This is a genomic window from Gordonia zhaorongruii, from assembly GCF_007559005.1.
Classification (GTDB): Bacteria; Actinomycetota; Actinomycetes; order Mycobacteriales; family Mycobacteriaceae; genus Gordonia; species Gordonia zhaorongruii.
Genome location: NZ_CP041763.1, coordinates 1,474,062 through 1,495,620 on the forward strand (window position 1 = coordinate 1,474,062; position 21,559 = coordinate 1,495,620).

Here is a 21,559-nt window from a genome sequence, read left to right on the forward strand (position 1 = left end):
GGAGGATCGACCCACGTGACTGATCAGGACCGGACACCGCGACACGGTGAAGAGCCTGGGCGACGCCGTAGCCGACGCGATCGGGAAGCCGGCCGCCCGGGGGACGAGTCATGGCGCTACTTCACCGATCCGGGGACGGGCCGTTCGGGGACCCGGCATCGTCGCCGCCGGGGGCCGGGCGATCCCACGACGACGGGCAGCATTCCGCTCGTCCGGACGGAGGGTCAGCAACTTCCGGACCCGACGGTCGAATACCGCACCCCCGAGCCTCCGCCCGAGGAGCAGTCTCCGCATTTCCAGGTCCGGTACCGGTCGACCGAGCCGGAGTCCGGAACGCAGTTCCGGGATCCGAGCCAGGAACCTGAACGGCAGGCTCCCCAGCCGATTCCGCGACAGCCACGTCCGCCCGAGCCGGGCTTGCGGGAGCCGGGACCGGGGGCGTCGAAACCCGGAGCGAGTGAGTCCGATCAGGTCACCGAACCACAGGACCGTCCGGAACCGGGGCGCGGTCGGACCGCTGCGGTTGCGGGCACGGCTGCAGCGGGGACCGCGGGTGCCGCGGCGGCCGCGGCGGGAGGGTTCGACGTTCTCGACGACGGACCGCAGGACGAGTCGTCGCCCGGCCGGCCGACGACGGCTGCGGCACGTGGACGTTCCCGGCCGTGGCGCGGTCGGGGCCGCGGAGTCGGTCCGCGCACGATCCCGGCGTCGGCGCCCGGAGGCGCAGACGATCGTTCAGCGCACGATCGTTCAGCGCACGATCGTTCAGGGCACGACGTCCTGTCCGATACGGATGACCAAGGGACAGACGGCGCGAAGCCGAAGCAGCGGAGTAACCGGAATCTCCTCCTCGCCGTCGGCGCCATCGCGTTGATCGCGATCCTCGTGGTCGGGGGAGTCGGCGCCAAATGGCTCGGCCTGTTCGATTCGCGTGAAGACTTCGACAGCACGACCGGGTCGGGTGCCGTGATCGTGGAGGTTCCCAACGAAGCCGCCCTTCGCGACGTCGGCGAGACGCTCGCCGATGCGGGTGTCGTCGGCAGCCGTCGTGCCTTCGTCGACGCGGTCGAGAGCAGCGGTGCCGCAGTCACGCCGGGCTTCTACCGGCTACCCAAGGGCATCTCGGCGAGTACGGCGATCGACAAGATGGGATCGCCGGAGAGCCGAGTGGGGCGGTTCGTCGTTCCGGAGGGCCTGCAACTCGACTCCAAGCAGAGCGCGAACGGGTCGACGCGCCCGGGCATCTTCGAGATGGTCGAGAAGGCGACCACGTTCGAGACCGATGGCGAGAAGATGGGCGTCACCAAACAGGAGCTGAAGGACGCAGCCGCTGACGCCGATCCGAAAGACCTCGGCGTGCCCGACTGGGCGATGGCGAAGGTGAATGAACTCAAGGGCGACCACCGCCGGATCGAAGGCCTCATCGCGTCGGGTGCGTGGGAGAACATCGATCCACGTCTGGACGCCACCGAGATCCTCCGGGAGCTCATCACTCGCAGCGTCACGCGGTTCACCACCTGGGGGCTGCTGAGCGGCAACTACTCCGGACTCTCGCCGTACGACACCGCGACGGTCGCGTCGATCGTGGAAGCCGAGGCGAGCAAGGACAACGACTTCCCGAAGGTCGCCCGCGTCATCCTCAATCGTCTCAAGCTCGACCGGCGGCTCGAGATGGACTCGACGGCCAATTACACGGCGGCCATCTCAGACATCGATCTGCACGGTGACGCCTACACGGCCGACAACGAGTGGAACACGTACCACCACGACGGGTTGCCGGTGACGCCGATCGGCGCGGTCGGCGAGCGTGCGCTGCGGGCTACCGAGGAACCGGCCAAGGGGAAGTGGCTCTACTTCGTGACCGTCGACAAGGACGGCAAGACTCTGTTCGCGAACACGTTCGGCCAGCACCGGAAGAACCGTCAGGTGGCCTGCAGTAACGGCTTCCTCTCCGTCAACTGCGAGTGAGGATCCGAGCTATGAGATGCCTACAGTGAACGGTCGGGCTGATGCTCGCCGTGCGGCCGTCCTCGGTTCGCCGATCGGGCACTCGCGGTCCCCGGATCTGCATCGTGCCGCCTTCGCTGCCCTCGGGTTCGACGGGTGGACGTACGACGCGCTGGAGACGACCGCCGAGCAACTGCCCGACCGGGTCGGAACGGCGGACGACGAGTGGATCGGCTTCTCGGTGACGATGCCGTGCAAGCTGGCCGCGCTGGAGTTCGCGGACGTGGTGTCGGCGCGTGCGCAGATGATCGGCTCGGCGAACACGCTCCTGCGTACCGTCGACGGGTGGCGTGCTGATTGCACCGACGTGGACGGGATGGCGGGCGCCCTCACGGATGCCGGGCTGCCCGAGGATGCCTCCCGGGCGGTACTGATCGGTGCGGGCGGGACGTCTCTCCCGGCGCTCGCTGCGCTCGCCGATGCCGGAATCACCTACGTCGACATCGTTGCGCGGGACGAGAACCGGGCGGCGGGTGCGGTCGATCTGGCCGAGCGGCTCGCGATGACCGTGCGCGTCGTCGACTTCGCGCCGAGTGACGAACTGCGCGACGGATGCGGGAGCGCCGATGTCACGGTCTCCACAGTGCCGGCGAGTGCTGCCGCGATCCTCGCCGGAGCGGTCGCCGGTTCACGCAGGCTGGTCGACGTGATCTACGACCCGTGGCCGACACCCCTGGCTGCGGCAGTGGCGGACGCCGGCGGTGATGTCGTCGGCGGAATAGTGATGCTTCTCAACCAGGCGTACAGCCAGGTGGAGCAGTTCACCGGACGGCCGGCGCCGCGGGCGGCGATGGCCGCGGCGGTCGGCGTCGACCTCGGCGCGCAGGATTCCCGCGGCACGTACTGACTCTCGCGGCCCTTGCAGGTGCCGCGTGAAGCAGAAGCTGCCGCGGGAGCACACCGTCGGGGAGCGCAGGGACATCCTGTGGATGACGCCCTGGGCAGGGGTGCGGTCTCGATGCACGCTGGTGGCATGGCTCAGCTGATCGCGACGCTCCTGGCCGTCGGTTGGCTTCTGGTGCTCGCCGATGCCGATCGGCGAACCGGTCGCATCCCGAACACGATGGTGCTGCCCGCATGCGGGGGTACGGTGCTCGTCTCGGGATGGGTTCCAGCGGTCGGTGTGAGTGCGCTGGTGGCGACGACTCCCTATCTGGTCGCATTCGCCGCCCGGGCAGTCGGCGGAGCCGACGTGAAGCTCGCTGTTCCGGCCGGGGGAGTGCTGGCCGACCCGGGACTCGCGCTCGGGGCAGTGCTCGTCGCAGCAGTGATGACCGCAGTGATCTGCGTCGCCTCGCGACGGACGAAGATCCGGCACGGTCCCGTGCTGATCGGTGCAGTTCTGTTACTCACGGTGCTGAAGTGGCAGGCGGAGTACGACTAACCTGGTGAAGGAGCGGTCGTTCCCAGACAGACGGTCGTCGACGACCAGCGAGGTGCCATGCCGCACGATCCACGCTCTACCGCGGCTGCGGCGGGTGGTCGGACCCCGGTGAACCGTCGGGCGTTCCTGTCGGCACTCGTCGCCGGAGTCGGCGCTGCCGGCGTGGGAGCCACGGTCGCCGGACGTTCCGCAGCGGCACCGCTCGACGCGATGATCGGCGGATCGTCGGAACTGCCTTCGTCCGGCCCACGCGATCCGCGGTTGGGTACGCTCCTCGACTACTCCGCCGGGGTGCCGTCGGCGTCCGCGGTGCGTGCGGCCGGACATGCCGGAGCCATCCGGTACGTCTCCGACCCACGTCCCGGTGCCGAGTGGATGGCCGGCAAGCCGCTCCGAGAGGCCGAGGCCGCCGACTTCCGTCAGCACGGACTGGTCATGGTGTCGTGCTACCAGTTCGGCACGGCTCAGACCGCGGACTGGCTCGGCGGATTCCCGGCCGGAGTCGATCATGCTCGCCGTGCCGTCGCCATCCACGACGCGGCCGGTGGACCGCGGAGCGCGCCGATCTACGCATCGATAGACGACAACCCGACCGCACAGCAGTTCGTCACGCAGATCGTGCCGTTCCTGCTCGGTTGGCAGAGCGTGATCGGTCGGCGTCGGCTCGGGGTGTACGCGAACGCCCCGACGATTCACCGGGCGAACGCCATCGGACTCGCGGACTGGTACTGGCAGCACAGGTGGGGCACACCTGACGACTACGTGCATCCGGCAGCTCACCTGCGTCAACTGCGTGGCAGCACTCGAGTCGGCGGCGTGAACGTCGATGTCAACACCATCCTGAAACGCGAATACGGCGCCTGGGCGTGAGCGTGCGTCGAGCGTGGGTGGCCTGACCGTCCCCGCGTACGCGACTTCTGGAACAATTGACGTGTGTTGCGTTGGATGACAGCCGGAGAATCGCATGGACCGGCCTTGGTGGCCCTGGTGGAGGGCATGGTGGCGGGGGTGCAGGTCACCTCGTCTGACATCGCCGAGCAGTTGGCGCGTCGCCGACTCGGCTACGGTCGCGGAGCCCGCATGAAGTTCGAGGCGGACGAGGTGAGCGTCATCGGCGGCGTGCGCCACGGTCTCACGCTCGGCGGCCCGATCGCCGTGCAGATCGGGAACACCGAGTGGCCGAAGTGGGAGAAGGTCATGTCGGCCGATCCGGTCGACGACGACGAACTCGAGGGCAGCGCCCGCAACGCGGCGCTCACCAGACCTCGTCCGGGGCACGCCGACTACTCCGGCATGCTCAAATACGGCTTCGACGACGCGCGTCCGATCCTCGAGCGCGCGAGCGCCCGGGAGACGGCGGCTCGCGTCACAGCAGGCACGGTCGCCCGGAACTTCCTGCACCAGGTACTCGGTATCGACATCGTCTCGCATGTGGTCTCGATCGGCGACAGCGATCCCTACAGCGGTCCGACGCCGCGGTTCGCCGACCTCGAGTCCATCGATGCGAGCCCGGTCCGGGCTTTCGGCAAGGATGCGGAGACGTCGATGATCGACGAGATCGAAGCCGCCAAACGCGATGGGGACACCCTCGGCGGCGTGGTCGAGGTGATTGCGACCGGCGTCCCCGTCGGACTCGGCTCGCACGTGAGCGGTGAGAGCCGACTCGACTCACGACTCGCGGCCGCGCTCATGGGCATTCAGGCCATCAAGGGCGTCGAGGTGGGCGACGGTTTCACCACCGCTCGCCGCCGCGGCAGTCAGGCTCACGACGAGATGGTTCCGGGCGCCGACGGCGTGCTTCGGTCCACCAACCGCGCAGGCGGACTCGAAGGCGGTATGACCAATGGCGAGGACGTGCGCGTCCGCATCGCCATGAAGCCCATCTCGACGGTGCCCCGCGCCCTGGCGACGGTCGACATGACGACCGGTGAGCCGGCCAGCGCCATTCATCAGCGCAGTGATGTCTGCGCCGTTCCCGCCGCAGGCGTGGTCGCCGAGGCGATGGTCGCACTCGTCGTCGCACAGGCGGCGCTGGAGAAGTTCGGCGGCGACTCGGTGAACGAGACCACGGCCAACCTGCGCGGCTACCTGGACGCAGTGGAAGCGCGTCCCCCGCGACCGTGACCGACAGCACCGGCACCGGATCGGCCGCAACGCCTCGTGCGGTCCTCGTCGGATTCATGGGATCGGGCAAGTCGACGGTCGGCCGCGCACTCGCCAGTGCTCTCAGCGTGGAGTTCGTCGACACCGACACCGAGATCGAACGACGGAGCGGCCGGACGATTCCGGAGATCTTCGAATCCGATGGAGAGAGCGGATTCCGGGAGATCGAAGCGACGACCGTCCGCGATGTCCTCGCGACGACGTCCGGTGTCGTGGCACTCGGTGGCGGATCACCCACCGTTCCGTCCATCCGCGCGGCCCTCGCCGGTCACCACGTCATCTATCTGGAGATCGACGCGGACGACGGATTCGTCCGCGTCGCAGGCTCCGATCGGCCGCTGCTGGCAGGTGCCGATCCCGCAGCACGGTACGCAGCGATCCTCTCGAGTCGCGTCGACGACTATCGCTCGGTCGCCGTGGTGACCGCTGATGCGTCCGCACCGGTCGGTGAACTCGTCATCTCGATCACCGCCGGCCTACCCGAGATCGGGTCCGACCCCACTGAACCCCCACCTGAAGGAGAAACTCGATGACCGAACCGGTGAAGGTCCCCGTGCGGGCGGCCAGTCCGTACGAGGTGATCATCGGCCGCGGCCTGCTCACCGATCTCGCCGAGGCGGCCAGGGGAGCTGACCGGGTGACCGTCGTGTATCAGCCGACGCTCGCGGCGACCGCCGAGCAGATCCGTGCATTCCTCGCCGAACGCGGCTTCGATGCGCACCGTGTGGAGATCCCGGATGCCGAGGACGGGAAGGACCTTTCGGTCGCCGCGTTCTGCTGGGAGGTGTTCGGCCGCATCGGGATGATGCGCAACGACAAGGTGGTGAGTCTGGGCGGAGGTGCGGCCACCGACCTCGCCGGGTTCGCCGCCGCCACCTGGATGCGCGGCATCGGAGTCATCCACGTGCCGACGACGCTGCTCGCGATGGTCGACGCAGCCGTCGGCGGCAAGACCGGGATCAACACGGATGCGGGTAAGAACCTGGTCGGGTCGTTCCACGAACCGGACGCCGTCCTCGTCGACCTGGCGACCCTCGAGACCGTTCCGCACAACGAGATCGTGGCGGGAATGGCGGAGGTCATCAAAACCGGGTTCATCGCAGATCCGGTGATCCTGGATCTGATCGAGGCGGATCCGCAGGCGGCTCTCGATCCGGCGGGAGACGTGCTGCCCGAACTCATCCGGCGCTCCGTCCAGGTGAAGGCGGATGTGGTGTCCGCGGACCTGAAGGAGTCGTCCCTCCGGGAGATCCTGAACTACGGTCACACGCTGGGGCACGCCATCGAGCGTCGCGAGCGGTACAAGTGGCGGCACGGTGCGGCCGTATCGGTGGGAATGATGTTCGCGGCGGAGCTCTCCCGGCTCGCGGGCCGACTCGACGACGAGACCGCGGATCGGCATCGCCGGATCCTGGAGCTCGTCGGACTGCCGGTCACCTATGATCCCGACGCCCTCGGTGACCTGTTGACCAGCATGTCGGGGGACAAGAAGAACCGGTCCGGAATAATGCGGTTCGTCGTCCTCGACGCACTGGCGAAGCCGGGGCGTCTCGAGGCGCCCGACCCTTCGCTGATCGCAGGCGCCTACTCGGCTGTCGCAGGCGGGAAACCGCAGAGCGGTCCGATCCTGCTCTGAGACAGCCGATCTCGCCGAGTCACGAGAAACGTCGAATCACGAGAAACAGCGCCGGACTTCGCAGTCCGGCGCTGTTTCTCGTAGCTGGTGAGGAACGGCCGATCAGACGGCGGCCATCTCCTGGGTGGGCTGGTCGTCGTTCTCCGCGTTCTCCGCGGCCTTGCGCTCGGTCTTGCGCTGTTCGCGGCGAATGAGGAAACGGCCGGCCGATGCGCCGATGAAGGCAGGCACGAAGACCAACAGCGCGACGAACGAGGTGCCCGCGAAGATCTCGACCGGCAGCGAAGCCTGGCCGATGCCGTTGATCCAGTTGGTGCCGACGATCCAGCAGACGACACACGACACGATTCCGGCGAACATGCCGGCCTTGAGCCAGCGCACCGTGAGGTCCGCGTAGTCGTCGGGGTCCGCGTTGGCTCGTGCATCGCGCAACCCGTCGATGCCGCCCCAGATCATGGCGATGAGGCAGACCGCTGCGATCGCGACCCAGCGTGCCATCGACGAGGAGAGTGGCGCGGAGATGATGAAGGAGCCGAGAATGATGCGGGCAGCGATGTGCACAAGCGACATCACGATGCCACGAAGAAGCCAACTCATGGGAACACAGTAGCGGGGTGGAACATGTTCAACAATGTCGACATGCGATTCTCGGGCGCTCACGGGGTCCGGCGATCCCGTCTAGCGGGTTCGGACCTGTTGTCCGGCGTCGATGCGATGGTCGTCTCGGACCTCGACAACGTCCGGTACCTGTCGGGTTTCACCGGCAGTAACGCAGCGGTGCTGGTCTGGTCCGGGGCCGAGCGCGACGCCGACCGGATCTGCACTGACGGGCGGTACTCGACGCAGGTAGCCGAGCAGTCGCCCGACGTCGAGGCCCACATCGCCCGTGACTGCCCGGCAGCCCTGATCGCGCTGGTGGCAGATCGGGTCCCGGGCGCCCGGATCGCGGTCGAAGGACACGTGTTGACGGTGGCCGCCTTCGAGAAGCTGTCGCAGGCTGCCGCCGACCGCGGCGTCACCCTGCATCCGTTCGTCGACGCGGTCGAGGGGCTGCGCATTCGCAAGGACGACGGAGAAGTGGAGTTGATCACGTCGGCCTGCGGAATCGGTGACGATGCGCTGGCCGCCCTCGTGGAGCGGGGCGCGATCGCTCCGGGGCGCACCGAACGGCAGGTGGCTCGAGACCTCGAATGGGCGATGTTCGAACGCGGCGCGGATGCGATCGCGTTCGAGACCATCGTGGCCGCAGGAGCCGGATCGGCGATTCCGCATCACCGGCCGACGGACGCCGTGCTGACCGACGGAGACCTGGTCAAGATCGATTTCGGGGCGGTGGTGAGCGGTTACCACTCCGATATGACGCGCACCTTCGTCCTCGGGGAACCACAGGAGTGGCAGCGTGAGATCTACGACATCGTGGCAACCGCGCAGCAGGCCGGACGGGACGCGCTGGCCGTGGGTGCGGACCTCGCGGGCATCGACGCGGCGGCGCGTGCGGTGATCACCGATGCCGGATACGGCGACCATTACGTGCACGGGCTCGGGCACGGCGTCGGCCTGCAGATCCACGAAGCACCGGGAATCGGGGCAGCGGCGAGCGGTACACTGCCTGACGGCGCAACGGTCACCGTTGAACCCGGGATCTACCTCCCGGGCCGCGGCGGCGTGCGGATCGAGGACACCCTGGTGGTCACCGACGCCGGACCGAGGTCATTGACGACCACACACCGGGCGCTACGCGCCCTATAGACCGACGCAGGTGCACAGCCGCCTGTCACACGACATACCCGCGAGGAGAACATTCATGGCGAGCACCGCCGACTTCAAGAACGGCCTGGTCCTCAAGATCGACAACCAGCTGTGGCAGATCCTGGAGTTCCAGCACGTCAAGCCCGGCAAGGGGCCCGCGTTCGTGCGAACCAAGATCAAGAACGTGCTCTCCGGTAAGAGCGTCGACAAGACGTTCAACGCGGGCGTCAAGGTGGAGACCGCGACGGTCGACCGCCGCGACATGACGTACCTCTACAAGGACGGTGCCGACTTCGTCTTCATGGACGGCGAGAACTTCGAGCAGATCGCGATCACGCCGGAGACCATGGGCGACAGCTCGCGGTTCCTGCTGGAGAACATGACCGTCCAGGTCTCGGCTCACGAGGGTGAGCCGCTGTTCGTCGAACTCCCGGTCACCGTCGAGCTCGAGGTCACGCAGACCGACCCGGGCCTGCAGGGGGATCGGTCCACCGGCGGTACCAAGCCGGCACAGCTCGAGACCGGTGCCGAGATCAGCGTCCCGCTGTTCATCAACATCGGTGACAAGCTGAAGATCGACTCGCGCGACGGTAATTACCTCGGCCGGGTCAACAGCTGAGATCTCGCGGGAACTGATTCGTAGTGAGTGAGATCAAAGGCCGCCACCGCATGCGGCGTCGCGCGGTGGACATTCTTTTCGAAGCCGACGTCAAGCAGGTCCCGGCGACCCAGCTGGTGAATGAGCGCCGCGGCTGGTTCGCCGAACATGATGCGGTCGGCCAGATGTCGGGTTACGTCGTCACCCTCGTCGAGGGAGTGGCGGGCGACGAGTCTCAGATCGACGCCGTGCTGACGTCGCATCTGGAGAACTGGCGCCTCGAGCGGCTCCCCGCCGTCGACCGGGCGATTCTCCGCTTGGCCACCTGGGAGTTGTTCAACTCGGCTGACGTCGACGTCCCCGTGGTCGTCGACGAGGCGGTCACCCTGGCATCGGAGCTCTCCACCGAGGGATCGCCGGCGTTCGTCAACGGAGTGCTCGACCGCATCGCGGCGCTGGCGCCCCAGGTGCGCGCTGCTGCGGTCGCCCAGGCCGTGCCCCGGGCGGGCCGGGACCCGGAGGGGCCGGGCGCGCGCTGAGAGCGTAGAGTCCGTAGTCAAAGCACAGTTCCTTTAACGATCCGTCCAGTGAGGCGGAGAAGGAGGTCGGCTTGGCACCGCCAGTCGATGATGCCCGGAATTCCACCGCCGAGGAAAGCTCTGCGGCGGACTCCGGCCGGGTCCTGCTCGACGCTTCGGACGTCGGCCGCACGGTTGCCCGAATGGCGCATCAAGTCATCGAGAAGACCGCGCTCGACGCACCCGATTCCGGTCGAGTCCTGCTCATCGGGATTCCGACCAGGGGATCCTCGCTCGCGCAACGACTGGCAGGCAAGATCGGCGAGTTCGCCGGGTTGTCGGTGCCGACCGGATACCTCGACATCACCCTGTACCGCGACGATCTGCGCGATAAGCCGCACCGTCCGCTCGAACGCACACTGGTGCCCGAAGGCGGCGTCGACGGCGCGCTCGTGATCCTGGTCGACGACGTGCTGTTCTCCGGCCGCACGGTGCGTGCGGCCCTCGACGCGCTCCGCGATCTCGGGCGCCCGGCAGCGGTGCAGCTGGCGGTCCTGGTGGACCGCGGGCACCGCGAGCTCCCGTTGCGGGCCGACTACGTAGGCAAGAACATCCCTACCTCGCGCGACGAGGACGTGCAGGTGCATCTCGCCGAACACGACGGGCTCGACGAGGTGGTGCTCCGGTGAAGCACCTACTCTCGACTGCTGCCCTGTCGCGCGATGAAGCGCTCGACATCCTCGACGAGGCGCAGCGTTTCGAGCAGGCGCTCGCCGGCCGAGAGGTCCGCAAGCTGCCGACGCTGCGCGGCCGCACCGTGATGACCGTCTTCTATGAGAACTCGACCCGCACCAGAGTGTCGTTCGAGGTGGCGGGCAAGTGGATGAGCGCGGACGTGATCAACGTCAGCGCGTCGACGTCATCGGCCAACAAGGGCGAGTCGCTGCGCGACACGGCGAAGACCCTGCGCGCCGCGGGTGCCGATGCGCTCATCATCCGCCATCCGGCTTCGGGTGCGGCCCATCAGGTCGCGGGCTGGACCAACGACGGCGTCGACGTCACCGGACTGCCCACCACCGGGCCGTCGGTCATCAATGCCGGCGACGGCACCCACGAGCATCCGACTCAGGCACTTCTCGACGCGTACACGATGCGGCAGCGGCTGGGGTCCCTGGAGGGACGCCGGATCGCGATCGTCGGCGACGTCCTGCACTCGCGGGTCGCGCGGTCCAACGCTCACCTGCTGTCGACCCTGGGCGCGGAGGTGGTGCTGGTCGCACCGCCGACACTGCAGCCGACCGGTGTCCATACCTGGCCGGTGCGCGTCGCGACCGATCTCGATGCGGAACTGCCTGCGGCCGACGCGGTGATGATGCTGCGGGTGCAGGCCGAGCGGATGAACGGCGGCTTCTTCCCGAGTTCGCGGGAGTACGCGGTGCGGTACGGGCTCTCGGACCGCCGGATGAGATTGCTCAGCGACGACGCGATCGTGCTTCACCCGGGCCCGATGCTGCGCGGCATGGAGATCGGCTTCACCGTTCCGGACACGCCCCAGGCGACGGTGCTCGAACAGGTCCGCAACGGCGTGCACGTCCGCATGGCGGTTCTCTTCCGTCTCCTCGCGGGCGCCGACGAGCCGTCGGCCGCGCCCGAGCAGTCATCCGGCGACCAGCCGGCCCATCAGCGTGGAGGAGAGAAAGCGTGACCGTCACCGGTTCGGTCCTGATCACCAACGTCCGGCCCTACGGTGACGGCGCGCCCGTCGATGTCGCGGTCGTCGACGGCGAGATCACCGCGATCGGCGCGGGCCTCGATGCACCGGAGGCGGCCGACACGTTCGACGGCCGCGGTGGCGTGCTGCTGCCGGGTTTCGTCGACCTGCACACTCACCTGCGTGAGCCGGGCCGCGAGGACACCGAGACCGTTGCGTCCGGATCGCAGGCGGCTGCGCGAGGCGGCTACACGGCGGTCTTCGCGATGGCCAACACGGCGCCCGTCGCCGATAACGCCGTCGTCACCGACCTCGTCTGGCGACTCGGCCAGGAGGTGGGGCTCGTCGACGTCCACCCGGTCGGGGCGGTCACCGTCGGCCTCGCAGGCGAGCAACTCGCCGAGATGGGCATGATGGCGGACGGAGCGGCCGGGGTCCGGCTGTTCAGCGACGACGGCAAGTGCGTTCACGATCCGGTGATCATGAAGCGCGCCCTCGAGTACTCGACGGGTCTCGGCGTGCTGATCTCGCAGCATTCGGAGGATCCGCGGCTGACGGTCGGCGCTATCGCTCATGACGGGCCGACCGCCGCGCGGCTCGGCCTCGCGGGCTGGCCGCGGGCAGCCGAGGAGTCGATCGTCGCGCGCGACGCCCTGCTGGCGCGGGACGCGGGTGCCCGCGTCCACATCGCCCACGCATCGACGGCGGGCACCGTCGAACTGCTGCGCTGGGCACGGGGACAGGGCATCGTGGTGACCGCGGAGGTCACCCCGCACCACCTGCTCCTGGACGATTCGCGACTCGAGACGTACGACGGCGTCAACCGGGTGAATCCGCCGCTGCGTGAGGCGAGTGACAAGCAGGCTCTGCGCCAGGCGCTCGCCGAGGGCATCGTCGACTGCATCGCCACCGACCACGCACCGCACGCAGCCCAGGAGAAGTGCTGCGAGTTCTCGCAGGCGCGCCCGGGCATGCTCGGCCTCGAGACGGCGCTCTCGATCGTCGTCGACACGATGGTCCGCCCGGGACTCCTCGACTGGCGCGGCGTCGCCCGCGTGATGAGCGAGCGACCTGCCGAGATCGTCGGCCTCGACGATCAGGGCCGTCCGATCGCCGTCGGCGAACCCGCCAACCTGACGATCATCGATCCGGACACCGAGTGGACGGTGCGCGGCGATCGGGTGGCGAGTAAGTCGCAGAACACCCCGTACGACGAGATGATGCTGCCCGGAGTGGTCACCGGGACCGTTCTGCGCGGCCGGGTGACCGCGCTGCGGTCCGCCCCGGCGGAGGCGGCGACGGCAGGAGAGTGGTTGTGAGCACCTGGTTGTACTACACGCTGATCGTGCTCGGCGCTCTCGCCGTCTGGCTGACCCTGGTCCTGCTGGTCCTGCGCGGCTGGCGCAACCGCGGCCGGCGTCAGGAGCAGGTGCTGGGCGAGTTCCCGGTCCCGCCCGCCGAGGTCGGTGACCCGGTGCGCGGGCCGCACACCGGGCTGTACGTCGGTAGCACCGTGTCGCCGAGCTGGCAGGATCGCGTCGCCGTCGGAGACTACGGCGACCGCGCCAGCTGCGATCTTGCCGAGTACCCGGAGGGGCTGCTGATCAGCCGGCAGGGTGCGTCGCCGATCTGGATCCCGTCGGATGCGATCGTGGCCGTGCGACCGGAGAACGGTCTCGCGGGCAAGGTGATGAGCCGTGACGGCGTGCTGGTCATCCGCTGGACCCTGCCCTCGGGTGTGCAACTCGACTCGGGTGTCCGCGGCGACGACAAGTCCGTCTACCCGGAGTGGGCCGCAGCCTACGCAGCGTTGAACGAGCGGGCGTTCGCAGCGGCGGAGGCTGCAGATCAGGAGCGCGCAGGCGGATCGGCATCCGAGTCCGGCACCGAGATGAAGAAGGAAAAGTAGATGAGCAAAGCGGTATTGGTGCTGGAGAACGGCCGGGTTTTCACCGGTCGCGCGTTCGGAGCCGTGGGCCGAACCTTCGGAGAGGCGGTGTTCTGCACCGCGATGACCGGCTACCAGGAGACACTCACCGATCCGAGTTACCACCGGCAGATCGTGGTGGCGACCGCCCCGCAGATCGGCAACACGGGCTGGAACACCGAGGACAGCGAGAGCATGCTGGGCAAGCGGTCGACGATGCGGTGGTCAGCCGACTTCATCGACCACGAGGATCCCGGCAAGATCTGGGTCGCGGGGTACGCGGTCCGGAACCCCACGCGACGGGTGTCCAACTGGCGCGCCGGATCCGGACTCGAGGAGGAGCTGGTCAGCCAGCAGGTCGTGAGCATCGCGGGCATCGACACCCGGGCACTGGTCCGGGTCCTGCGCGAGAACGGCGCGATGCGTGCGGGCATCTTCTCCGGCGACGCGCTCGCCTCCACCGACGAGATGCTCGCCTCCGTGCGGGAGCAGCCGGCGATGACGGGCTCGGATCTGGCCGCCGAGGTCAGCACGACCGAGCCGTACGTCGTCGAAGCGGCAGGCGGCACCGGCAAGCTGAAAGTGGTCGCCCTGGACATGGGCATCAAAGCCAATACGCCGCGCATGCTCGCGGCCCGTGGGGTCGAGGTGCACGTGGTCCCGTCGAACGCGTCCTACGACGACATCCGGGCGATGAACCCCGACGGATTCTTCCTGTCCAACGGGCCGGGCGACCCGGCTACCGCCGACGATGCCGTGGAGCTCACCCGGCAGGTCATCGACTCCGGCCTTCCGACCTTCGGCATCTGCTTCGGCAACCAGATCTTGGGCCGGGCCTTCGGTCGCGGCACCTACAAGCTCAAGTTCGGACATCGCGGGATCAACATCCCGGTCCTGGACACCGCGAGCGGCCGGGTCGCGATCACCTCGCAGAACCACGGATTCGCCATCGAAGGTGAGGCCGGGGAGGAGTTCGACACCGACTTCGGCAGGGCGCGGGTGTCGCACGTCTGCGCCAACGACGGTGTCGTCGAGGGGGTCGAACTGGCGTCGGGGAAGGCGTTCTCCGTCCAGTACCACCCCGAGGCCGCGTCGGGTCCGCACGACGCCGCCAACCTCTTCGACAAGTTCGTTCACGTGATGGAAGGGAACCGTTCCTGATGCCCCGTCGTACAGACATCTCCCATGTCCTGGTGATCGGCTCCGGGCCGATCGTCATCGGCCAGGCCTGCGAGTTCGATTACTCGGGCACCCAGGCCTGCCGTGTCCTCAAAGCGGAGGGCCTGCGCGTGTCGCTGGTCAACTCCAATCCGGCGACCATCATGACCGATCCCGAGTTCGCGGATGCGACGTACGTGGAGCCGATCACCGCCGAGTACATCGAGAAGGTCATCGAGGCCGAAGCGGCCGGCGGCCATCCGATCGACGCCGTGCTGGCGACTCTCGGGGGGCAGACCGCGCTGAACGCCGCTGTGGCACTGCATGATCGGGGTTCGCTCGAGAAGTACGACATCGAGCTGATCGGCGCCGACTTCGAGGCGATCCAGCGAGGTGAAGACCGTCAGAAGTTCAAGGACATCGTTGCCTCGATCGGCGGCGAGAGCGCTCGCTCGGCGGTCTGCTACACGATGGACGAGGTCCGCGAGACGGTGGACGATCTCGGCTTCCCGGTTGTGGTCCGACCCTCGTTCACCATGGGCGGTCTCGGTTCGGGTCTGGCCTACGACGACGCCGACCTGGACCGCATCGCAGGCGGCGGGCTCGCCGCGTCGCCGACGGCCAACGTCCTCATCGAGGAGTCGATCCTCGGCTGGAAGGAGTTCGAGCTGGAGCTGATGCGCGACAACAAGGACAACGTCGTCGTCATCTGCTCCATCGAGAACGTCGACCCGGTCGGTGTGCACACCGGCGACTCGGTGACCGTCGCACCGGCGATGACGCTCACCGACCGCGAGTACCAGATCATGCGCGACCAGTCGATCGCGATCCTGCGCGAGGTGGGCGTCGATACGGGCGGCTGCAACATCCAGTTCGCGCAGGACCCGCGGGACGGCCGGCTGGTCGTCATCGAGATGAACCCCCGGGTGTCGCGGTCGTCGGCCCTCGCATCGAAGGCGACCGGATACCCGATCGCCAAGATGGCCGCCAAGCTCGCGATCGGTTACTCACTCGACGAGATCCTCAACGACATCACCAAGGTCACCCCAGCGGCCTTCGAGCCGACGCTCGACTACGTCGTGGTGAAGGCGCCGCGTTTCGCGTTCGAGAAGTTCCCCGGTGCCGACGACACGCTCACCACCACGATGAAATCGGTTGGCGAGGGGATGAGTCTCGGGCGCAGTTTCGCCGAGGCCTTCGGCAAGGTGATGCGGTCGATGGAGACGAAGGCCGCGGGGTTCTGGACCGAGGCAGACCGTCCCGACCCGGCGACTATCGACGTCGAAGCGCTGCTCAAGGACATCGCGGTCCCCAAGAACGGCCGGATGTACAAACTGATGCTCGCGCTCGAAGCGGGCGCCACCATCGAGCAGATCTACGAGACCACCGCGATCGACCCGTGGTTCCTGGCCGAGATCGACGGAATCCGTGACGTGGGCCACCAGGTCCGCGATGCGGCCGAACTCGACGCCGACCTGGTGCGTCTGGCGAAGACGAACGGGCTATCGGATCGTCAGATCGCGGCTCTCCGTTCAGATCTCGCGGACGAGGACGCGGCCAGGGTGCATCGTCTCGCCCTCGGGGTGCGGCCGGTGTACAAGACCGTCGACACCTGTGCGGCGGAGTTCGAGGCGAAGACGCCGTACCACTACAGCTCCTACGAGCTCGATCCGGCGGCGACGAGCGAGATCGCCCCGCAGCCGGACCGGCCGAAGGTGCTCATCCTGGGCTCGGGACCCAACCGCATCGGCCAGGGCATCGAGTTCGACTACTCGTGCGTGCACGCAGCCCTCACGCTCAGCGAGGCCGGTTACGAGACGGTGATGGTCAACTGCAACCCGGAGACGGTCTCCACCGACTACGACACCGCGGACCGGCTGTACTTCGAGCCGCTCACCTTCGAGGACGTGCTCGAGGTGTTCCACGCGGAGTCTGAGTCGGGAACGGTCGCCGGCGTCATCGTGCAGCTGGGTGGTCAGACGCCGCTCGGCCTGGCCAAACGGCTCGAAGCGGCCGGGGTGCCGATCGTCGGCACCAGCCCGGCGGCGATCGACCTGGCGGAGGACCGCGGCGAGTTCGGCACCGTGCTGAACGACGCGGGCCTGCCCGCCCCGCAGTTCGGCACCGCGACGACCTTCGACGGCGCTCGCGACATCGCAGCACGCATCGGGTACCCGGTCCTCGTGCGCCCGTCGTACGTGCTGGGCGGCCGCGGCATGGAGATCGTGTACGACGAGGAGGCGCTCGCCGATTACATCTCACGAGCCACGGAGATCTCACACGATCGTCCGGTGCTCGTCGACCGCTTCCTCGAAGGGGCCGTCGAGATCGACGTCGACGCTCTCTACGACGGCCAGGAGCTGTTCATCGGCGGCATCATGGAGCACATCGAGGAGGCGGGGATCCACTCCGGCGACTCGGCGTGCGCACTGCCTCCGATCACCCTGGGGGCCGCCCAGGTCGAGCAGGTGCGACTCTCGACCGAGGCTCTCGCGAAGGGGATCGGCGTGCGGGGCCTGCTGAACGTCCAGTACGCGCTCAAGGACGACGTGCTGTACGTGCTCGAGGCCAACCCGCGTGCGAGCCGCACCGTGCCGTTCGTGTCCAAGGCGACCGCCGTGCCGCTGGCGAAGGCGTGTGCACGGGTGATGCTCGGCCGGACCGTCGCCGAACTGCGCAACGAGGGCATCCTGCCGCCGACGGGAGACGGATCGACGACATCGTCGAGCGCGCCGGTCGCCGTCAAGGAGGCCGTCCTGCCGTTCAACCGTTTCCGTCGTGCCGACGGCACGGGCGTCGACTCACTTCTGAGTCCGGAGATGAAGTCCACTGGCGAGGTCATGGGCCTCGACGGCGACTTCGGGCGGGCATTCGCCAAATCGCAGGAGGCCGCAGGCGGCGCGCTGCCGACATCGGGCACCGTGTTCGTGTCCGTCGCCGATCGGGACAAGGCGTCCATCCTGTTCCCGATCAAGCGCCTGGCCGACCTCGGATTCTCGATCATGGCCACCTCCGGTACCGCAGACGTGCTGCGGCGCAACGGTATCGAGGTAGCCACGGTCGCCAAGGGTTCGGAGAAGTCGGCCGAGCAGGAGACGGTGATCGACGAGATCCGCGCGGGCCGGGTCGACATGATCATCAATACCCCGTACGGCACCTCGGGTCCGCGCATCGACGGCTATGAGATCCGTTCGGCGGCGATCGCCGGCACCGTCCCGTGCATCACGACGGTGCCTGGCGCTAGCGCTGCGGTCCAGGGCATCGAGGCGACTCTCGGGTCGAGCATGGGAGTGGCGTCCCTGCAGCGACGTCACGCCGAGATGCAGGCGGGCGCGTGACGCCTGCGAGCAGCTTCGCCGAGCGTTATCGGGAGGCGGTCGCACAGCGCGGCCGCCTCTGCGCGGGCATCGACCCGCATGCGGCACTGCTCACGGCGTGGGGGCTGCCGGTGGACATCGACGGCCTGCGTTCCTTCGCGGACGCGTGCGTCGCCGGAATCGGTCCGGTGGCCGCGGTCGTGAAGCCGCAGGTGGCGTTCTTCGAGCAGTTCGGCTCGGCGGGCTTCGCCGTTCTGGAGGACGTCATCGCCGGGTGCCGTGCGGCGGGCGCACTCGTGGTGGCGGACGCCAAACGCGGGGACATCGGCACCACCATGGCGGCGTACACGACCGCCTGGCTCGATGACGGGTCGCCGCTGTGCAGTGACGCCGTGACGGTGTCGCCCTACCCGGGATTCGGATCCCTCGATCCCACGGTCGCAGTCGCGCGGGCCACAGCTCGCGGCGTGTTCGCTCTCGCCCGGACGTCCAATCCGGACGGGGGAGAGCTGCAGACGGCCGGTACCGCCGGTGGTGGGACGGTTGCTCAGTCGATCGTCGACGCCGCGGCAGCAGCGAACGCTGACGGCACCGGGACGGTGGGCGTCGTGGTCGGTGCCACCAGGGAGCACGGGCTGGATCTGAGCGCTCTGAGGGGGCCGATTCTGTCGCCCGGGCTCGGCGCCCAGGGGGCTACAGCCGCCGACCTGGCCCGCATCTTCGACGGGGCGGATGCCTCCTGGCTGCTACCGGCCGCGAGCCGCAGCATCCTTGGTTCCGGCCCCGATGTCGCGGCGTTGTCGGCCGCCGTCAGCGCTGCTCGCGACGAGATCGAAGCCGCCCTGGCCTGATCTGCGCCGCCACTCACTCGGCGGCGATTCGCTCCCGGAAGGCAGCGATCGCCGGCCACGTCTGCGCCGCGGCGTCGGCCCCGGTCAGCAGGCCGAGGTGACTCGACTCCACGGTGTGGAACTCCACATGCGACGACGCCGTGAACAGCGCCTCGCCGTGACGTGCGGCCGCATAGCCGACGATGGCGTCGCGGTGCGAGCCGACCATGAACACCGGAGCGGCGACGGTGCGCACGTCCACGGTGCGTCCGCCCAGGTGGAGCACGCCTTCGCCGATCTCGTTGCCCACCACCAGGTTCACGAGCATCTGCTCGCTCACCCGGCCCGCGTACCCGGGCATCGCGTCCTGGAACCGATCGATGACCTGCATTCGCACGAGAGCGTCCGGGTCGTCGAGGTTGTCCAGGATGTATCGGGGTTTGCGCAGTTCGCGCTGCCAGGCGCTGGCACGGTAGGCGAACTGGACGAGCGGTGCGGGGATCCCGCCACCTGCCCGGAGAAGGTAGTTGAGCGGTTTGCCGCCGGTCGGCGACAGCAACCGGCGCGCCAGTGCGTACGTGGCCATCTTCGAGTAGTTGAGGGGTGTGCCGACGGTGATCACCGAGCGGATCGGGAGCTCCGGGCGGTAGGCGGCGGTCAGCACCGAGATGGTGCCGCCCAGGCTCCAACCGAGCAGATCGACGGCGTCGGACCCCGCCCGGAAGTCGTCGACCGCAGCGGTGACCGCCTGCGGGACGAACTCGTCGAAGTAGTCCTCGAACCCGAGCCCGCGGTCGGCGTAGCCGACATCCCCGAAGTCGACCACGTACGGGATGGTCCCCGTCGACAGCAGGAACTCGACGACCGAGTTCGCCGGAGTGGCTCCGGGAGCCAGGTCGTAGCAACTGGCAGGGACCGCCAGCGGGGGCACGAGAAGCACCGGAACAGCGCGTGCCGCACGGGCGGCGTCTACCTGCTGCGGTGTGCCGTACCTGCGAAGACGTGCATGCGGATGGTCGGCGACGATGACCGATCCGGTGCTGTCGTGGGGTGCATGGTCGTTCCGCAGAACACGGGCGAGGGTGCGCAGGTCATCCAGCATGGATCGACACGGTACTACCGGGGTGTTTTCTGCGGCGCGCCCGGGGCGATGATGCGCACCGGGGCGGGCAGCGGGTACCGTTTGGGCTGGTCTCAGCGATGAGCGTTACGCTCGTCCTGATCGTTCGTGGTCATTCTGACCTCGTGACGAACCACCGCGAGGCACTGATAGCGTCTCGTGGACCAACCGAACCGTAGAAACGAAAGACGGAGGAACCGTGGCTCTTCCCCAGTTGACCGACGAGCAGCGCGCGGCAGCGCTCGAGAAGGCGGCGGCTGCCCGTCGCGTGCGTGCCGAGCTCAAGGAGCGGCTCAAGCGCGGTGGCACCGACCTCAAGCAGGTCCTGGCTGACGCCGAGAACGACGAGATCCTCGGCAAGATGAAGGTCTCTGCCCTCCTCGAGGCCCTGCCCAAGGTCGGCAAGGTCAAGGCGCAGGAAATCATGACCGAGCTGGAGATCGCTCCGACGCGCCGCCTTCGCGGTCTCGGCGATCGTCAGCGCAAGGCACTCCTCGAGAAGTTCAGCTCGTGAGCTGTGCCTGACTCTCAGTCCCGACCGAGGGGCCGACTGGTTGTACTGGTCGGCCCCTCGGCCGTTGGGAAGTCGACGGTGGTCGGCCGACTCCGCGATGAGCTTCCCGATCTCTTCTTCAGCGTGTCGGCGACGACGCGCGACCCCCGTCCAGGGGAAGTCGACGGTCGCGACTACCACTTCGTGACACGCGAGGCGTTCGACAAGATGATCGAGGCCGACGAGTTGCTGGAGTGGGCCGACATCCACGGCGGGATCCAACGATCGGGTACTCCGTTCGCCCCGGTGGAGGCGGCGATGCACGATGGACGGCCGGTCCTGGTGGAGGTGGATCTGGCGGGCGCGCGCAACGTTCGGGCGCACCTTCCAGAGGCGATCAGCGTCTTCCTCGCACCGCCGAGCTGGGACGAACTCGTCTCCCGCCTGACCGGGCGGGGCACCGAGAGTCCCGAGGTGATCGAACGTCGACTGGCGACCGCGCGCACCGAAATGGCAGCGCGCGGGGAGTTCCAGCACGTCGTCGTGAACGACGATGTCGACGTGACCGCAGAACAATTGGTAAACTTGCTGGTCGGATCGCGCATGGAAACGCGGACGACCCAAAATACTGCGCAGGAGAATGTGTGAGCACTCAGACCGAGACCGTGTCGACCGTTGTCGACGAGCCCGTGTACGACACTCCGTTGGGCATCACCAACCCGCCGATCGATGAGCTGCTCGAGCGCACCTCGTCGAAGTACGCGCTGGTCATCTACGCCGCCAAGCGTGCGCGACAGATCAACGACTACTACAACCAGCTCGCCGAGGGGATCCTCGAGTACGTCGGCCCGCTCGTCGAGCCGGGCGTTCAGGAGAAGCCGCTGTCCATCGCGATGCGCGAGATCCACTCCGACCTGCTCGAGCACACCGAAGGCGAGTAGGTCCCGC

22 protein-coding genes are annotated in these 21,559 nt (G+C 68.1%); 20 read left to right on the top strand and 2 right to left on the bottom strand.

Features of this window, described 5'->3' with window-relative positions; translation table 11 throughout:
• The first annotated feature begins 15 nt into the window (after positions 1-15).
• The 7 genes from FO044_RS06830 to aroB all read left to right on the top strand — a co-directional run bounded on the left by FO044_RS06830 (position 16) and on the right by aroB (position 7,190).
• Positions 16-1,968, top strand: coding sequence for an endolytic transglycosylase MltG (locus FO044_RS06830; RefSeq protein ID WP_235831477.1), 1,953 nt, complete (start codon positions 16-18; stop codon positions 1,966-1,968).
• A 16-nt stretch (positions 1,969-1,984) separates the two neighbouring features.
• Positions 1,985-2,854, top strand: a complete 870-nt coding sequence (locus FO044_RS06835; RefSeq protein WP_132993481.1) for a shikimate dehydrogenase — start codon at positions 1,985-1,987, stop codon at positions 2,852-2,854.
• A gap of 126 nt (positions 2,855-2,980) precedes the next feature.
• Positions 2,981-3,391: an A24 family peptidase gene (locus FO044_RS06840; RefSeq protein WP_165943096.1), complete on the top strand. Its 411-nt coding sequence runs from the start codon at positions 2,981-2,983 to the stop codon at positions 3,389-3,391.
• A 57-nt stretch (positions 3,392-3,448) separates the two neighbouring features.
• Positions 3,449-4,261: a DUF1906 domain-containing protein gene (locus FO044_RS06845; RefSeq protein ID WP_132993479.1), complete on the top strand. Its 813-nt coding sequence runs from the start codon at positions 3,449-3,451 to the stop codon at positions 4,259-4,261.
• A gap of 75 nt (positions 4,262-4,336) precedes the next feature.
• A complete protein-coding gene (gene aroC, locus FO044_RS06850; protein ID WP_132993478.1) occupies positions 4,337-5,515 on the top strand; it encodes a chorismate synthase in 1,179 nt (392 codons plus the stop codon).
• The gene (locus FO044_RS06855; protein ID WP_412917617.1) at positions 5,512-6,087 is read left to right on the top strand and encodes a shikimate kinase; all 576 of its coding nucleotides are present in this window, start codon (positions 5,512-5,514) and stop codon (positions 6,085-6,087) included. The genes aroC and FO044_RS06855 overlap by 4 nt, the downstream gene beginning before the upstream one ends.
• Positions 6,084-7,190 (top strand): 3-dehydroquinate synthase, encoded by a 1,107-nt coding sequence (aroB, locus tag FO044_RS06860; protein ID WP_132993477.1) that lies wholly within the window; start codon positions 6,084-6,086, stop codon positions 7,188-7,190. Before FO044_RS06855 ends, aroB begins: the two co-directional genes overlap by 4 nt.
• A 102-nt stretch (positions 7,191-7,292) precedes the next feature.
• Here aroB and FO044_RS06865 read toward each other — a convergent pair whose 3' ends face one another.
• Positions 7,293-7,787, bottom strand: a complete 495-nt coding sequence (locus FO044_RS06865; protein WP_165943095.1) for a B-4DMT family transporter — start codon at positions 7,785-7,787, stop codon at positions 7,293-7,295.
• Between the two features lie 24 nt (positions 7,788-7,811).
• Between FO044_RS06865 and FO044_RS06870 the strand changes: the two genes are divergently transcribed.
• The 10 genes from FO044_RS06870 (at position 7,812) to pyrF (ending at position 19,019) form a co-directional block, all read left to right on the top strand.
• On the top strand, positions 7,812-8,939 hold the full coding sequence (locus FO044_RS06870; RefSeq protein WP_143965462.1) for an aminopeptidase P family protein: 1,128 nt from the start codon (positions 7,812-7,814) through the stop codon (positions 8,937-8,939).
• 55 nt (positions 8,940-8,994) lie between these two features.
• Entirely contained in the window at positions 8,995-9,558 is a 564-nt protein-coding gene (gene efp, locus FO044_RS06875; protein WP_132993475.1) for an elongation factor P, read from the top strand.
• A gap of 50 nt (positions 9,559-9,608) precedes the next feature.
• Complete coding sequence (gene nusB, locus FO044_RS06880) at positions 9,609-10,076, top strand: transcription antitermination factor NusB (protein ID WP_132993799.1); 468 nt, start codon at positions 9,609-9,611, stop codon at positions 10,074-10,076.
• A gap of 71 nt (positions 10,077-10,147) precedes the next feature.
• Positions 10,148-10,744 (top strand): bifunctional pyr operon transcriptional regulator/uracil phosphoribosyltransferase PyrR, encoded by a 597-nt coding sequence (pyrR, locus tag FO044_RS06885; protein WP_132993474.1) that lies wholly within the window; start codon positions 10,148-10,150, stop codon positions 10,742-10,744.
• The gene (locus FO044_RS06890; protein ID WP_132993473.1) at positions 10,741-11,760 is read left to right on the top strand and encodes an aspartate carbamoyltransferase catalytic subunit; all 1,020 of its coding nucleotides are present in this window, start codon (positions 10,741-10,743) and stop codon (positions 11,758-11,760) included. Before pyrR ends, FO044_RS06890 begins: the two co-directional genes overlap by 4 nt.
• On the top strand, positions 11,757-13,085 hold the full coding sequence (locus FO044_RS06895) for a dihydroorotase (protein WP_132993472.1): 1,329 nt from the start codon (positions 11,757-11,759) through the stop codon (positions 13,083-13,085). Before FO044_RS06890 ends, FO044_RS06895 begins: the two co-directional genes overlap by 4 nt.
• Complete coding sequence (locus tag FO044_RS06900; RefSeq protein ID WP_132993471.1) at positions 13,082-13,675, top strand: PH-like domain-containing protein; 594 nt, start codon at positions 13,082-13,084, stop codon at positions 13,673-13,675. The genes FO044_RS06895 and FO044_RS06900 overlap by 4 nt, the downstream gene beginning before the upstream one ends.
• The gene (carA, locus tag FO044_RS06905) at positions 13,676-14,854 is read left to right on the top strand and encodes a glutamine-hydrolyzing carbamoyl-phosphate synthase small subunit (protein ID WP_132993470.1); all 1,179 of its coding nucleotides are present in this window, start codon (positions 13,676-13,678) and stop codon (positions 14,852-14,854) included.
• The gene (gene carB / locus FO044_RS06910; RefSeq protein WP_132993469.1) at positions 14,854-18,189 is read left to right on the top strand and encodes a carbamoyl-phosphate synthase large subunit; all 3,336 of its coding nucleotides are present in this window, start codon (positions 14,854-14,856) and stop codon (positions 18,187-18,189) included. Before carA ends, carB begins: the two co-directional genes overlap by 1 nt.
• Entirely contained in the window at positions 18,186-19,019 is an 834-nt protein-coding gene (gene pyrF, locus FO044_RS06915; protein WP_143965463.1) for an orotidine-5'-phosphate decarboxylase, read from the top strand. The genes carB and pyrF overlap by 4 nt, the downstream gene beginning before the upstream one ends.
• A 13-nt stretch (positions 19,020-19,032) precedes the next feature.
• On the opposite strand, the gene FO044_RS06920 is transcribed toward pyrF, so the two are convergent.
• The gene (locus FO044_RS06920; RefSeq protein ID WP_132993467.1) at positions 19,033-20,100 is read right to left on the bottom strand and encodes an alpha/beta hydrolase; all 1,068 of its coding nucleotides are present in this window, start codon (positions 20,098-20,100) and stop codon (positions 19,033-19,035) included.
• A gap of 217 nt (positions 20,101-20,317) precedes the next feature.
• On the opposite strand from FO044_RS06920, the gene mihF reads away from it, so the two are divergent.
• From mihF to rpoZ, 3 genes are read left to right on the top strand one after another with little or no spacing between them, the layout of a single operon-like run.
• On the top strand, positions 20,318-20,632 hold the full coding sequence (mihF, locus tag FO044_RS06925) for an integration host factor, actinobacterial type (protein WP_132993466.1): 315 nt from the start codon (positions 20,318-20,320) through the stop codon (positions 20,630-20,632).
• Between the two features lie 3 nt (positions 20,633-20,635).
• Complete coding sequence (gene gmk, locus FO044_RS06930; protein ID WP_132993465.1) at positions 20,636-21,259, top strand: guanylate kinase; 624 nt, start codon at positions 20,636-20,638, stop codon at positions 21,257-21,259.
• Positions 21,256-21,552 carry a DNA-directed RNA polymerase subunit omega gene (rpoZ, locus tag FO044_RS06935; protein ID WP_132993464.1) on the top strand — a complete coding sequence of 99 codons (297 nt, stop codon included), beginning with the start codon at positions 21,256-21,258 and terminating at the stop codon, positions 21,550-21,552. Before gmk ends, rpoZ begins: the two co-directional genes overlap by 4 nt.
• The last annotated feature ends 7 nt before the right edge of the window (positions 21,553-21,559 follow it).

Excerpts from the sequence above, each read along its gene's own strand:
- FO044_RS06865 (WP_165943095.1), bottom strand. The coding sequence starts at position 7,787 with ATGAGTTGGCTTCTTCGTGGCATCGTGATGTCGCTTGTGCACATCGCT.
- carB (WP_132993469.1), top strand. The coding sequence starts at position 14,854 with ATGCCCCGTCGTACAGACATCTCCCATGTCCTGGTGATCGGCTCCGGG.
- FO044_RS06870 (WP_143965462.1), top strand. The coding sequence starts at position 7,812 with ATGTTCAACAATGTCGACATGCGATTCTCGGGCGCTCACGGGGTCCGG.
- FO044_RS06920 (WP_132993467.1), bottom strand. The coding sequence starts at position 20,100 with ATGCTGGATGACCTGCGCACCCTCGCCCGTGTTCTGCGGAACGACCAT.
- FO044_RS06840 (WP_165943096.1), top strand. The coding sequence starts at position 2,981 with ATGGCTCAGCTGATCGCGACGCTCCTGGCCGTCGGTTGGCTTCTGGTG.
- aroB (WP_132993477.1), top strand. The coding sequence starts at position 6,084 with ATGACCGAACCGGTGAAGGTCCCCGTGCGGGCGGCCAGTCCGTACGAG.
- nusB (WP_132993799.1), top strand. The coding sequence starts at position 9,609 with ATGCGGCGTCGCGCGGTGGACATTCTTTTCGAAGCCGACGTCAAGCAG.
- carA (WP_132993470.1), top strand. The coding sequence starts at position 13,676 with ATGAGCAAAGCGGTATTGGTGCTGGAGAACGGCCGGGTTTTCACCGGT.
- FO044_RS06835 (WP_132993481.1), top strand. The coding sequence starts at position 1,985 with ATGCCTACAGTGAACGGTCGGGCTGATGCTCGCCGTGCGGCCGTCCTC.
- aroC (WP_132993478.1), top strand. The coding sequence starts at position 4,337 with ATGACAGCCGGAGAATCGCATGGACCGGCCTTGGTGGCCCTGGTGGAG.
- efp (WP_132993475.1), top strand. The coding sequence starts at position 8,995 with ATGGCGAGCACCGCCGACTTCAAGAACGGCCTGGTCCTCAAGATCGAC.
- FO044_RS06845 (WP_132993479.1), top strand. The coding sequence starts at position 3,449 with ATGCCGCACGATCCACGCTCTACCGCGGCTGCGGCGGGTGGTCGGACC.